This window comes from Bacillus sp. Root920, from assembly GCF_001429445.1.
In the GTDB taxonomy this organism is placed as follows: Bacteria; Bacillota; Bacilli; order Bacillales; family Bacillaceae; genus Bacillus; species Bacillus safensis.
Map to the genome: position 1 here is coordinate 665,914 of NZ_LMJV01000001.1, position 13,788 is coordinate 679,701.

The 13,788-nt window shown below is 38.2% G+C and carries 8 protein-coding genes; 5 read left to right on the top strand and 3 right to left on the bottom strand.

All coding sequences use genetic code 11. The annotated features are described in order from the left end of the window. Positions 1–98: 98 nt before the first annotated feature. Both manA and ASE42_RS03045 read left to right on the top strand, forming a co-directional pair. On the top strand, positions 99–1,049 hold the full coding sequence (gene manA, locus ASE42_RS03040; RefSeq protein ID WP_034624580.1) for a mannose-6-phosphate isomerase, class I: 951 nt from the start codon (positions 99–101) through the stop codon (positions 1,047–1,049). A gap of 123 nt (positions 1,050–1,172) precedes the next feature. Next, on the top strand, positions 1,173–3,803 hold the full coding sequence (locus ASE42_RS03045) for a glucosaminidase domain-containing protein (RefSeq protein WP_056765628.1): 2,631 nt from the start codon (positions 1,173–1,175) through the stop codon (positions 3,801–3,803). 17 nt (positions 3,804–3,820) lie between these two features. Here ASE42_RS03045 and ASE42_RS03050 read toward each other — a convergent pair whose 3' ends face one another. Then, complete coding sequence (locus ASE42_RS03050) at positions 3,821–5,011, bottom strand: CDP-glycerol glycerophosphotransferase family protein (RefSeq protein WP_082580661.1); 1,191 nt, start codon at positions 5,009–5,011, stop codon at positions 3,821–3,823. An 11-nt stretch (positions 5,012–5,022) separates the two neighbouring features. Next, complete coding sequence (locus ASE42_RS03055) at positions 5,023–5,793, bottom strand: WecB/TagA/CpsF family glycosyltransferase (RefSeq protein WP_024423648.1); 771 nt, start codon at positions 5,791–5,793, stop codon at positions 5,023–5,025. Positions 5,794–6,152: 359 nt separating this feature from the next. Between ASE42_RS03055 and tagD the strand changes: the two genes are divergently transcribed. The 3 genes from tagD (at position 6,153) to ASE42_RS03070 (ending at position 10,434) form a co-directional block, all read left to right on the top strand. Next, positions 6,153–6,542, top strand: coding sequence for a glycerol-3-phosphate cytidylyltransferase (gene tagD, locus ASE42_RS03060; RefSeq protein WP_008343212.1), 390 nt, complete (start codon positions 6,153–6,155; stop codon positions 6,540–6,542). 97 nt (positions 6,543–6,639) lie between these two features. Continuing rightward, positions 6,640–8,106, top strand: coding sequence for an alpha-glucosyltransferase N-terminal domain-containing protein (locus ASE42_RS03065; protein ID WP_056765630.1), 1,467 nt, complete (start codon positions 6,640–6,642; stop codon positions 8,104–8,106). 48 nt (positions 8,107–8,154) lie between these two features. Then, the gene (locus ASE42_RS03070; protein ID WP_056765632.1) at positions 8,155–10,434 is read left to right on the top strand and encodes a CDP-glycerol glycerophosphotransferase family protein; all 2,280 of its coding nucleotides are present in this window, start codon (positions 8,155–8,157) and stop codon (positions 10,432–10,434) included. Between the two features lie 146 nt (positions 10,435–10,580). Here the strand turns inward: ASE42_RS03070 and ASE42_RS03075 are convergent, their stop codons facing one another. After that, the gene (locus ASE42_RS03075; protein ID WP_056765634.1) at positions 10,581–13,586 is read right to left on the bottom strand and encodes a CDP-glycerol glycerophosphotransferase family protein; all 3,006 of its coding nucleotides are present in this window, start codon (positions 13,584–13,586) and stop codon (positions 10,581–10,583) included. Between the last annotated feature and the right edge of the window lie 202 nt (positions 13,587–13,788).

Below are 13,788 nucleotides of genomic sequence, written 5' to 3' on the forward strand. Positions count from 1 at the left end.
TCTCTTTAGATAGCGTCATAATAAAAGTTGAGACTTACTAGTTTTCATCAAGCTAGGTAAGGATTATCAAAGGGTAGCAAAGGGAGGAGTCATCCTGAATGAAGCAGTCACCAATTTTTTTACTGCCTGAATTGAAGGAGAGAATATGGGGAGGTACAGCCTTAAGGGATCAATTTGGCTATGATATTCCTTCTGATCAAACGGGAGAATGCTGGGCAATTTCTGCTCATCCAAACGGACCAAGTGTCGTGCAAGACGGTCCATATAAAGGGAAAACGCTTATCGAACTTTGGGACAATCATAGAGAATTGTTTGGGGGGATAGAAGGCGACCGCTTCCCGCTGTTAACTAAAATATTAGATGCAAACCAAGACTTGTCCGTTCAAGTTCATCCAGATGATGATTATGCGGAAAGACATGAAAATGGCGAGCTTGGAAAAACAGAGTGCTGGTATATCATTGACTGCGAAGAAGGAGCAGAAATGATCTATGGGCACAATGCAAGAACAAGAACTGAGCTTGTCACCATGATGAATAGCGGAGATTGGGAAGGTCTTTTGCGGCGGGTGAAGATTAAGCCTGGTGATTTTTATTATGTGCCAAGCGGTACCATCCATGCGCTTTGCGAAGGAACGCTTGTCCTTGAAACGCAGCAAAGTTCAGATACAACCTATCGCGTATATGATTATGAACGAAAAGACCAAGATGGCAACGAACGTGAACTTCATTTTGCGCAAGCGATTGATGTCACAACAGTTCCTCATGTAGACGGGTATGCAGATGAATCAGTTGAAACACGCCGGGGAGTGACCATTCGTACATTTGTCGAAGCAGAATATTTCTCTGTGTATAAATGGGAAATTGATCAAAAAGTAGAGCTTTCGCAGGATTATCCGTTTTTGCTATGCAGTGTGATTCATGGAGAAGGGTCTTTAGAGCATGACGGACACACATATCCACTGCCAAAGGGCGCTCATTTTATTTTGCCGGCTGAAACAGGAAGCTTCTCAATTGAAGGATCTTGTGAACTGATTGTGTCGCATATATAAGGAAAAGAGGACTTCGAGGGGTCCTCTATTTTTCTATTGCATAAATGACTTGAAAGAGTACTTGTTTTTGTCGATAAAGAGATTAGTAGACTATTATGCAAAGTTAAGAGAGGGACAGGGAACGTGAAAAAAACCATCAAGATTATGTTACTCGCAGCTGCCTTTGGTATGACATTACACACGGGTAAAGAAGCGCAAGCAGCCTCCTATGTCGATCAATCCATTTATACGATGAACACCTCAAAGGTATTTACAACAGAAGCAGAAGTGAAAAAAGCAGTGGAAACACTGAAGAAAGACAAAAAATGGACAGCCACTTATCAAACCTCAGGAAATACGTCGACCTATCAGCTCACTGCTTCAGGATATGAGTCGCAAGCAGCAGCGAATGCAAGTGCAGCTGCATTAAAAAAAGAAGTGGGCATGAGCGGTACGGTGTCTCCAGTAGGTGACCGCCTTCCTTTACAAAAGGTCGTATCTGACCCAGTCAATGATGAAAGTCAGGCGAAAAAGCTCTCACTTGAACTAACGAAAACATCAGGGCTCAATAGCTCCTATGAAGTCATCAATCAAAGCAAACCTTCTTATCAGGTCATATCAGGAACCATTGATTCTGAAACGAAAGTGAAAAATATTCAAACTGAGCTGCAAAAGCAGGCAGGCGTCACCAGTACATACCAAACCGAAACGAAAGCTGGCACTGTGTATCAGCTGATTTCAAGCGGTATTATTGGACAAAGTAAGGCGAATACCATTCTGCAAGGCTTTCAAAAGGCATCTGGTTTAAAACCAGTTCTTCAAACGGTGACAGCAGGTAAGCCGTATTACATCGTCACATCCGCTGCACAAGCGAACCAGTCGAAAGCACAGACGCTCCTTACCCAGCTGCAAAAAGAAGCAAAGATCAGCGGGAAGATTCAAAAGGCTGGTGCCTTAAAAAATGTCTACAGCTTGGAATCAGGCTATTTTAAAGACAACAAACAAGCAGCTTCAGCTGCAGCTCAGATTAAGAAACAAACTGGTGTTGCAGGTACTGTGCAGCGCGTGGGGAAAACAAAAAATTATATCGTGAAGCTCAATCAACTGAACGATACAGCTTACGCCAAAACGGTAGCCTTTTTCAAGAAAAAGAAATGGCGCTACACGTCCAAAAAGATTTCTTCTACACAGCCATATCAAGTCGTGACGGGAAACCTTTTAGGAGATGACCAAGCGAAAAAAGCAGCGGCTTTCTTCCAAAAGAAAAAAGTATCTGCGACAACGAAAAAAACCGGCAAGGTATCAGACAGCACATATCGACTCGTCGTCAATCAAGCAGTGGACCAAGCGAAAGTGAATAAAGGTGCCGCCTACTTAAAAACGCAGAAGCTGACAAGCAGCATCAAAGCAAGTAATGGACAGGCTGTCAGCAAAACGTATAGTCTCAAGACAACACCTGTATATGAACAAAGTAAAGTGAAGCAGGCTCAAGAGATTATCAAGAAAAATGGCGTTGCCAGCAGTACAAAAACGCTGACAGAAGCGGTCAAGCAATACCGTATCACGACAGAGCCGACAGTGAATCAGACAAAATTGAATCAAGCACTCAGCTATTTGACGAAACAAAAAATGAAGGCCGCTGCTCAAAAAACAGGCGCAGCCGATTATGCTCAATATCAGATCAAAACAGGTGTCATCTCAACAGCTGCACTTCGTGACCAAGGCATGGCATTTTTCAAAAAACGGAATGAAACCGCTGCGTATACAACAACAACGAAACCAACTTACAAAATCAACATTACGCAGCAATTTACAGGGTTACCAACTGTAAATGAAGCCATTGCTTTTGTGAAAAGCCAATATGGCTGGACCGCCACAGCCGTAAAAATTAAAAATGGCCCAATGGTCATGCAAACGAACTACAACCTTACTGTCAATGAGATGGTAAACAAACAAATGAAGGTGTCTCCACAGACAGATGGTGCGGCCTATGTCTATGCAGCATATGTAGACCAAGCCACATCGACAGTGAATACGGATGGCTTAAATGTTCGTTCTACACCTGATTCGAGCTCTGCAAGCAACATTGTGGCACAGCTCAATAAAGGAGCAAAAGTGAAACAGCTTGGGAAAGAAGGGAACTGGATCAGGATCAACCTCGGCTGGAGAAATGCAAGTGCAGCAGAGGTGCAAAAATATGTAGATCCAGCTAATATTGCAGAAGGCACGCAATCTTATTTTCAATTTCTGAAACTCTCTGAAGCTGCGAATCTCAATCCAGCAGAGGTCAATTCAAAGATTTTAGCAGGAAAAGGGATTCTTGCGGGTAAAGGACAAGCCTTTATTACAGCAGCAAAAACGTATCATATCAACGAAATTTATCTTATTTCTCATGCGTTGCTTGAAACGGGTAACGGAAGTTCCATTTTAGCGAATGGTACAATGTATAATGGAAAGAAAGTTTATAACATGTATGGCATTGGCGCATATGACAGCAATCCGAATTATCTTGGTGCAAAGTATGCGTATGAACAACAATGGTTCACGCCAGAGGCTGCCATTATTGGCGGAGCAAAATTCATTGGCAACAGCTATATCAATAATGCCACATACAAGCAAGATACAATTTATAAAATGCGCTGGTCGGCTACAGCGACTCATCAATATGCAACAGATATTGGCTGGGCTTCTAAGCAAGTCACTCGCATGTATAGTTTGTATAACCTGCTTGATGACTATACGCTGTATTATGATATCCCGGTGTATAACAAATAAAAAAACGTCCGTGCTTCCTAATGAGAAGCCGGACGTTTTTTGTGTAGGAGCAGCTGCTGTTCAATAAATGAGAGGAGCTGCTGACTGGATTGTCCCTTTGAATATTGGTTCCATTCCTCAGCAAAGGTTTTGATTCGTTCTTTATTGGTTGATCCGTTTAGGTGTAAAAGCTCCTGCAAGAGCACGTCTTGAGTGACGCAAGCCTTACCAGGAATGATATCTTCATACCGATCGACTAAGCCGCGTTTCTCTCGATAAGTGTCTAAGTCATAAGTGAAGAACAACACAGGCTTTTCGAGCAGTGCATACTCAAACACAATGGATGAATAATCTGTCACTAGGACATCACAAGCACAAAGCAATGGATAGAGCGGCTGATCGGACACATCAAATATCCATTTACCGTCTGTTTCTGCTTTCGCTAAATGTTTGACCGCAGGATGAAGCTTGACGAGCAGAATGTAATCGCCGTTCAGATCAGTTTGCAACTGCTCTTTTGAAAAAGGCAGCACAAGACCGTCCATTGCAAAGTCTCGATAGGTCGGTGTATAGAGCAGGATCTTTTTCCCTTTTGGGATATCATTTAGCTTCAAGGAAGGCTGGTGCTGTTCGTAGTACACATCCGTCAGTGGTACACCAGTTGGTAAAAAGCGTTCATCATTGACCCCAAACGAGGTCTTGAAAATCTCACGCATGTGATCTGAGCCTGTCACAATGTAATCGAAAGACGCATAAACACGTTTGAAGCGTTCGATGTCACGGGGACTTCGTTCAGAATTTGAAGCATCATCAAGCCCGAACTTTTTCAAAGCCCCATTGGCATGCCATACTTGAATACAGGTGGTAGAAGACCGTTTTCTTAGCAAACTCGTCATGAGAAAGTAATTATCTGTCAAGACAACCTTGCTTTTAAACATCGTATATATACATTGAATGAGATGGAGAGGATTTTTTTCATGAAAATAGCGAAATGACAGATGAGACCCGTCCTTTTCTATCGCAGAAGCATGCTTCGTATAGAGGATAGTGAGCTTCATTGTCATGTTCGCCTGTTGTTGATAAGTATGAATGAGAGCAGCCGCATTCTCTTGGAATGAAACAAGCAGCGTCACCTGGTTTTCACGAGGCTTCACGCCGCTCATCAGCCATCCAATGAAAGAAATAAAAGCTGCGTAACATGAAATCATCATTGAGCGTATATTCATCATTTATCAGTCTCTCACAGCTGCTTCGTCTGATCCTTTACCTGCTCAGGATAGTAACGTTTTTTTCCTTTGCTTTCCTTTAAGACGGCAAAAGCGTACTTAGGAATATTGAGCATTCGTTTCCATCTCCATGGATTCACAATCAATCTGTACAGCCATTCTGTATTTGTCTTAATCATCCAGCGTGGTGCACGCTTCACCGTTCCGCTAAATACATCAAAGCTTCCGCCTAAACCGATGCAAACAGCCTGCGGGAATAAATGGCGGTATTCGTAAATAAAGTTCTCTTGGTTTGGATAACCTAATGCAACGAACACCATATCAGGTTTCGAGCGCGCGATTTGCTTCGCTACGAAACGTTTATCGGCTTGATAGCCGTCACAGCTTCCTGCGAGGACCACATTTGGATATTCCGTATCAATTCGCTGTTTTACAGCCTCAAGCACTTCTTTTTTGGCACCATATAAAAAGATTCTTTTAGACTGCTTGTTTGCTAGATCAAGCATAGACATGAAGACATCAAAGCCGGCAATTCTAGATTTAAGCGGACTTTGGGTCATGCGGGACATCAATACGACGCCTACGCCATCCGGCAGTACATAATCCGCAGATGAGACGACTTGATGGTACGCATGATCCTTCATGACGGCATAGCCTATCTCTGGATTGACAGTCGCAATCATGGCGCCTCTTCTCTGAGAAATATGATGCTGGTTCATATAGCTGATAAATTCATTTAAGTCGCCGTTTACATAAGAAAGGTTAGAGACCACTTCTGTTTGCATTGTTTAGACCTCCTTTTTAACTTGTTATCTATGAACGTACATTGTAAATTCATTCTTCGCCTACTCATTATTTTATCACAGATGCTCCATGAAATATTAACAATAACTTTACAAACCTTTAAATTTCATGACATTTTCATCATTTCATCTGGACAATCCTTTGTGAAACATTGATTCCTCGGACTTTTCCTCCTATGCCCAATAAATTGGAAATAGTTTGTCTTTACATCCGCTTAACGTTTGGTGGGCGCTGTGATATAATGAGGTTCCGAAGAGCGAATCGAATATCACAGAATTACGGATAAATTACTGCACGAATGCAGTCGAATAAGGATTGAAGAAAGGAGTTTATGTTTGCAATGAAGAAAGTTATTACTTACGGTACATTTGATTTATTACACTGGGGGCACATTAAGCTGCTAGAACGTGCAAAGCAGCTCGGAGATTACTTAGTGGTGGCCATCTCTACAGACGAGTTTAATTTACAAAAATCAAAAAAAGCTTATCACAGCTACGAGCATAGAAAGCTGATTCTTGAAACCATTCGTTATGTAGACGAAGTTATTCCAGAAAACAGCTGGGATCAAAAAGTCCGTGACGTGCAAGAGCACGATATCGATGTGTTTGTCATGGGAGATGACTGGGAAGGTAAATTCGATTTCTTAAAAGAACATTGCGAAGTCGTATACTTGAAGAGAACAGAAGGCATCTCGACAACACAAATTAAGGAAGAAATTGCGGGACTTTAATAGATCGAAAAAAAGTACTTCTTATCTTTTGGTGAGAAGTACTTTTTCATGTAAAATACAATGAGCAAGTCATCATTATTTTTAAGGAGAGCTTCCTTTGTTTCAAAATTGGATGAAGAAAAAAGTTGAAGACACATTGGATCAATCTGAACAACATGAAACAATGGCATCAATGGACGTTCCTGATATGGACTATTACTTTATTATGGGTGATGTGCCAAAACAGGATGAGAGCTTAACGAAGTCTTTAAAGACAAGGATTAAGCCTTTGGCTGATCAACATAAACGTACTGCAATTTTAACTTTAAATTACGATGCAAATGTGAAGGAACGTATTCACAGCTTGGAGGAGACATTTCCTAGCCAAGTGGACATCTTGAATGTATTTGAACACTACATCTTACCGGAAAGCGGAAGTAAAAGACGTTACTCAGAATTTATTGCTGGTGAATCATCGCATCAGATCAATGAAGCTATTTTTCCAGAAGATGCGTCCACAATTCAAGTGACGAGATATGAATTGCCTTCTTCTCCCATTTGTTATATTGATCAATATAATGAAAACCAGCAATTAGTGAAGAGGGAAGAATACAATTGGCAGGGCATTTTGTGCAGAGTACAAAGCTTTGTTCCACATACAGGTGCTCTATACTTAGAGGAATTAATCAATGACGAAGGCAGCATCTATATGGAGATCATTTATCCTGGTGATGCAAAAAAGAATCCAGTCCGGCATATTAATTGGTATAAAAAAACAGGAATTCAAACATTTACAAAGAAGACGGATATTAAACAATTATGGCTATCCAGCATTCAATCACAAAATGACCGTTTGAAACTGATGATCACAGAGGACCGTGATCAGGACCGCCACCTGTTTAAAATCGATCAGCCTGAAACAACCTATTACGCTGCATTTGTGCATCACGCACATTATGAGGAAGATCTGCATCAAGTCAATTCTCAATATGGAGAATTATTTAAACAAATAAGAAAACAGCAAGTGGATGCTGTCTTTTTTGGGGATACTAAACATAAAGAAGATGTCGAAAAACTATTGGGAGAACAAGCCTATTTTTATCTTGTTCCTTCTGACGAAGAGACTGTTTGGAATACGGCGATTCATCATATGCTCGAAAATCGTGAGCATAAAGATGAACTGAGAGGGATCGTTGACAGCATGAAATGGGTCTTGCGTGATATAAGCTCTGAGCATCATGTTCTCCACCTTCAACTCGAGTTAAAAGATGAAATGAGTCATGCGGATCATGTGCAAATTGATTTCGCAGGATATGATCGAGTGAATGGAGCTGAAATCATCTCTCAAACAATCGATGAGAACCATCAAGTCAGCTTCCCAATCGGCCATTTTCAAACAAAGAAAAACATTGAAATCAACCAAACGAAATTTGTGGATTTTTACATTCGTTTTAAAACAGAAGAACTTCAAGAGGTTTTGCAGCGTCTAGAAATAGAAGGTGAGCTGCTTACGAATAAACCATCGTCCATCGATGGATGGTCATATCAAACGAAACAAGGCAACTATTCTTGGAAAGTGAAATAGTGATATAACATAACGGTAAGATTTCTGAACAGAGGAGATTAACGATTAATGATTGAAGAGGGAATTCATAAGAAGAGTGTCGTTGAAGGGTTAAAAAATCACCATGAGAAACTAGAAATGCTGATTCGCATCAACGATGACATGCCATTAACAGATAGAGAATTTTATTTGTTTATGAGGGAGAGAGTTTCGAAACAAGAACTTTTCCTTCCGCTTGTTCATCAAGAAGAGAATCTATTCAAATTGGTATTGAATGAAGCATCGCTGCCGCTTGCGTTAGAGCAAGGCCAGACATATAACTTGTATGTCACGGACTATTTGAGCACAAACAAAGAAGAGGATGAGGACGAGCTTGAGGACTCAGCTTATGATTCTGATTCCGAAGATGAGGAAGAAGAAGTAAAAGAAGCGGATATCAATACAGATATTGAATCTGAAGAGAAAACGTCAAACTATAAACGCCGTTTAAAAATGGAAATAGAAAAGCCTGAGCTGACCTTTTTAGAAAATAAAGACGCCATGCTGTGTATCATTCCATACCGTACAGACAAAGGAAATGCTTCTTTGAAAATCAAGCGTGAGCTAAAGGTTGTGAAATTCAATCATATCGAGCTCAACAAAGGGTGTATGTTATCTTTATCCGGGTATGCAGGCGTATTAAGTGCAGAACATCCGTATGAGATCAAAGAAGCAAAGCTTTTATTGAAGAAAAATGGTGAAGAACCAATTGAACATCGCTTTCCGGTTAATATCACCCATATAAAAGACGAAGTGATCGAATACCGTGATGATCAACATGTACCACAGCTTTATCAATTTTTAGCAGAAGTCCCTTTAGAGGAATTGACCTATTCATTAAACAAACGCTTTGTATATCGTTTCTATCTTGAATTTATCTGCGATGTAAACGGAGTAGAGGAAACATTAACAACCACTTCTTTAGTGCTTGGAGACCGCTCGAACAAACTCAAAGGACTTGTTCAAATTCATAAACGAAACGATGTACCGATTCGATATGAAGTGTACCGAAAGAAAAAAAGACAAACGCTTGGCATCCGTATTAATGATTACACAATGAAAACACGTGCCAAGTATTACGTCAAAAGCAAGTGGAAGAAATTTAAAAAGAAGATCAGTAAAATCAAAAAAGTCCGTAACCGTCTTGTGACAAGAACGTTTAAAACGACCTTTAAACTGGCGAGTAAGCTGTCTGTGAAAAAGAAAACGGTTGTTTTTGAAAGTTTTAACGGAAAACAATTCAGTTGTAACCCGCGTGGGATTTATGAGTATATGAAAGAACATCACCCTGAATATACGCTGATCTGGAGCGTTAAAAAGGGTCATGAAGCACCGTTTAAGGAAAAAGGCATCTACTATATCAATCGTCTGTCATTGAAATGGATCTTTGCGATGGCAAGAGCCGAGTATTGGGTTGTAAACAGCCGTTTGCCGCTATGGGTTCCAAAGCCAGATCACACAACATACTTGCAGACTTGGCACGGTACGCCGTTAAAACGGCTGGCAATGGACATGGACGAGGTGCATATGCCTGGAACAAATACGAAGAAATACAAAAAGAATTTCACAAAAGAAGCATCGAATTGGGATTATCTCATTTCTCCTAATGCCTACTCGACTGAAATCTTTACACGTGCGTTCCAATTCCAAAAGACCATGATTGAGTCAGGATATCCGAGAAATGACTTCCTTCACAATCAAAACAATGAAGAAACGATGAGAGCTCTGAAACAAAAAATGAACCTGCCGCTCGATAAAAAATTGATCTTATACGCACCGACATGGAGAGACGATCAATTTTATAAAAAAGGGCAGTACAAATTTGATTTAGACCTTGATCTGCATGAACTCAGAGCTGCAATCGGAGATGAATATATCATCATTCTGCGTATGCACTATCTAGTTGCTGAAAACTTTGATTTAGGGCCGTATGAAGGCTTTGCCTATGACTTCTCTCATTACGAAGACATTAGAGACCTTTATATGATTTCAGATCTGCTCATCACAGATTACTCCTCTGTGTTCTTTGATTATGCAAATCTCAAACGTCCGATGCTGTTCTATGTGCCAGACATTGAAACATATCGTGACAAGCTCAGAGGCTTCTACTTCGACTTTGAACAAGAAGCACCTGGACCACTTGTGAAAGAGACAGAAAGTGTCATTGACTGGGTGAGAGAAACAGAACAGCCAGACTTTACACTACCAGCTTCATTTGCACCGTTTTATGAGAAATTCTGTTACTTAGAGACTGGAGAATCTTCGAAGCGGGTCGTTGAAGTAGTGTTTGATAAAAAACATAATGCTTAAAATTCTTGCATTATTGTATGAACAAGATTTTGATCAAGAGACAAACACCTTTAAGTTGATTTCACTTAAAGGTGTTTTTTATCTCGATTAGTAAACAAAAAAAGCCAGTCGATTGTCTTGGACTGGCATCTTCAAAAAATAAATATTTAATTAGAAAAGTTTCTTTTGTGTATGTTTCTTTTTAGATGTCTTTTAATTGTCTTAAGAGCTTTGAGCGTTTTTCGAGATTTACTTTTTAACACTTTTACTTTTTTAACACTGATTGTGAAAATATAGTTACGGACTAGTGTTTGAATGGTCGCTATTTTTATATTTTGAAGAGTTTCTTTAGAAACTCTTGTTAAGGAAGCAATGATTGAGAAATCATCATCTTTTAAAGAAGATATTTCATTGAAAATTCTTTCGCAGTTTTTGTTATCAGTATACGTTAGAATTAAATCTCTTCTTTCTTCAACAAATAATTTTTCCCGGAAACCATTATGAATCGTATGAATAATCTCATTAACTAAGCTTGTTTGATCTTCTACAATTTCACCTAGGAAAGTTTCTTCCTTACTTCTTAAAATACCCTTATTGAAAAATTCTTCAAAATCAAAATGGTAATATATAACTGGTTTTTTCATAAAACTCACATCAAATGACACACTAGAATAATCGGTAATAAGGAGAGAGGCTCTCATTAATAATTCTTGAACGTTTACTTCACCCAATTCTAAAATAGACACTACATCACTCTTATATTTGTTGAAATAAGAAATATATGGCTGCATTCGATAATGTGGATAAAATAAGAGTTTCACTCTATGTTTTTTTAATTCTTGAAGCAGTTTTTCATCTTTTAGAATCGAAATATACTTCTCGTAATAATCCGATTTTAAGAAAGTTTCTTCTGTATTGAGCCATTCTCTCCATGTTGGCATGATTAAAATCTCTCTATCACCATTATGATCTGTTGTCTTAGAATTAGCTAAATGATCAAATCTTGATAAGCCAGTCACCTTAACCTCTGATTCTTTGTAACCAAAATGATCCATCATCATTTTCTTTTCATAAACCGAGCTGACACAAACTATATGAAAAGGATATTGATAGAAAAATCGATGATATTCGGCTGATTTTCTTCCCATTACACCGTGTTGAAGAAAGATTCTTTTTGCTTTCTTCGTATGTTGATATTGTGGTATTTTAAATGGAAGGAAATATTCTAGATCATGAGAACCGATAAAGTGTGTAGCTTGCAGTGTTTTTTCAATATGTTCAGCTGAGCCAATGATCAGAACGTTTCCAAGATGTTCGATATTTCGAATATCTTTACTTCCTTCTTCGATAGCATAATAAACTTTCTTATCAGGATGCTTTTCTCTGCAATATTTGAAAAAGTGATAACCAGTATCTTGAGCAGTATCTGGTCTTTCTCCTATAATCCAAACTTCTTCTCTGCTTTCACTAATTTGATCCTCTGAAATAGAAGATTTAAAGGGAAGCACTTCTAGTTTCAAATTTCCCTTAGGTGTCGTTGACGAAAAATTAAAAATCTTATTATTATCGTTGCCTTTATATTTGATAATAGAAAGGTACTTGTCTTTCTTATAAGTATATTTAACAAACCCTAGACGTCTATTAAATGAAAATTTTTCTGTATCGAATCTTATAAAGAAATCCCAAACTCCTTTTTCTTCAGGAAGTATGGATGTATCAAATAACACTTTGAACCCACAGTACGTATAATCTTTCTTGTCCCGTTTATAATGATAAGCAAAAGTTAAGTCTCTTTTATTTTGTACGGGAATGGTTATTTCTTTTAAAGATGCGCGTTCTTTTAGGACTAATGAACGCTTAACAGAATCTGAATGAGGCATTTCTAAGCCTCTTAAGATAGCAGCGCCTTCAACTTTTAAGTAGTGGCCGCGTATTTTTTTGACTTGATAGAGATTTCTTACGGTTCTAGCTTTCCTAACTGTAAAACTCAAGTTTTGACTTGCAGTTCGGTGTAGTCCTACTTCAAAAGGCACTTTCTCAAATATATTCAGAACGTTATTCTCATCAAAAGTCAAAGAGGTATTTGTAACCTTGGCGAAAATAGTCTTCTCGCTTTTCTTATTTGTTAACAAAAAGAGCCAGTCAGATTGTTTCTGACTTCCTTCTTGTAAGGCTTCGATGATGCGTTTAAAAGGTATCTTTAAAATAAAATCTTCATCATTTATACGTTTCATTCTAGTTAACACAGTACTCTCTGTGTCTTTGTTATTTATCATGTGAATTTCAGAAACATGATGATCTATTAAAGCTAATTGTTCACTTGCTATAGATATTTTTGCAGTCATCGTTTGATTTTGAATATAGCTCTCTTTAAAAGAAACGAGTAGACTCTCTTGTTTGACATCTAATATGACTCCACTATTTTTCTTTTTAAATTGACATTGAAAGAGATGATCAGCAGTCTTAAATGAATTTGTAGAAACTAATTTTTTCCTGTCTTTTATAAACGATCCTAGTAACTTACCCTCTACTTCTTCATAAAAATGCATTTGCCAGATACCCTCATATAAATTATGAAGGCCAAGTGAACTTAAATCTGCGTGTGCAGTCCAAATTCCATCTTCTGAAATTGAATCAACAGGAAATAATATTTTATCCTTTGAAGGTACTCTATGAAGTGAAATAAAGAATTTCCTTTGATCTAATGGAGCATCAATGTCTAAAATGTTTGAAACACCATTTATTGTGAGAGTATAATTTTCAAGCATGAAATCAATCAAATTGGTTTTGTATAAGTTTGTTCTTTTTTTAGCATTTAAAATTTCGAATGTTATTTTTGTTTGTAAGTTTTCATTGCTTGTTCTTTTAATTAATACAGCCAATTCTCTATGCAGAATCTTTCTTTGCCATTTGTGATGAGCGGCATATTGCAGCGGAGTGAGTATTCCACCTTGATCTGCTACGAAGATACTGAAAGAAGAACCTTTTAGAGGGAGAATGTCTTTAGCACGTATTTCTGCTACGTAAAAACCATCTTTATTCTGCTGTAGAGGAAAATCAAATGATTGATTATCACGAATGAAATTTATTGTTTTTAGGTCTTTTTTATCATATGAATGTATGAACAAAGATAAGATAGAGTTACTAGTTAAAATACTTTCTAAAGAAACCATAGTCTCTCTCCTTAAAATCTAGTTGATAATCTGCTTTTAATTAGTAAAAATAATACTGAATAACTATAATATGGATATTCAATTAATATGCTCTGATTATATAGTCAAGATAGTTTAACATACATTATTCTGAAATGTAAATATCATCCCAAATTTGCTTATAACCTATGATCAAGCAAATAATTCCTATACTTATGAAGGA

What these genes read in the sequence shown, in the direction of transcription:
- manA (WP_034624580.1), top strand. Translation starts at nt 99, where the DNA reads ATGAAGCAGTCACCAATTTTTTTACTGCCTGAATTGAAGGAGAGAATA.
- ASE42_RS03050 (WP_082580661.1), bottom strand. Translation starts at nt 5,011, where the DNA reads ATGATGAATATACGCTCAATGATGATTTCATGTTACGCAGCTTTTATT.
- ASE42_RS03055 (WP_024423648.1), bottom strand. Translation starts at nt 5,793, where the DNA reads ATGCAAACAGAAGTGGTCTCTAACCTTTCTTATGTAAACGGCGACTTA.
- tagD (WP_008343212.1), top strand. Translation starts at nt 6,153, where the DNA reads ATGAAGAAAGTTATTACTTACGGTACATTTGATTTATTACACTGGGGG.
- ASE42_RS03070 (WP_056765632.1), top strand. Translation starts at nt 8,155, where the DNA reads ATGATTGAAGAGGGAATTCATAAGAAGAGTGTCGTTGAAGGGTTAAAA.
- ASE42_RS03075 (WP_056765634.1), bottom strand. Translation starts at nt 13,586, where the DNA reads ATGGTTTCTTTAGAAAGTATTTTAACTAGTAACTCTATCTTATCTTTG.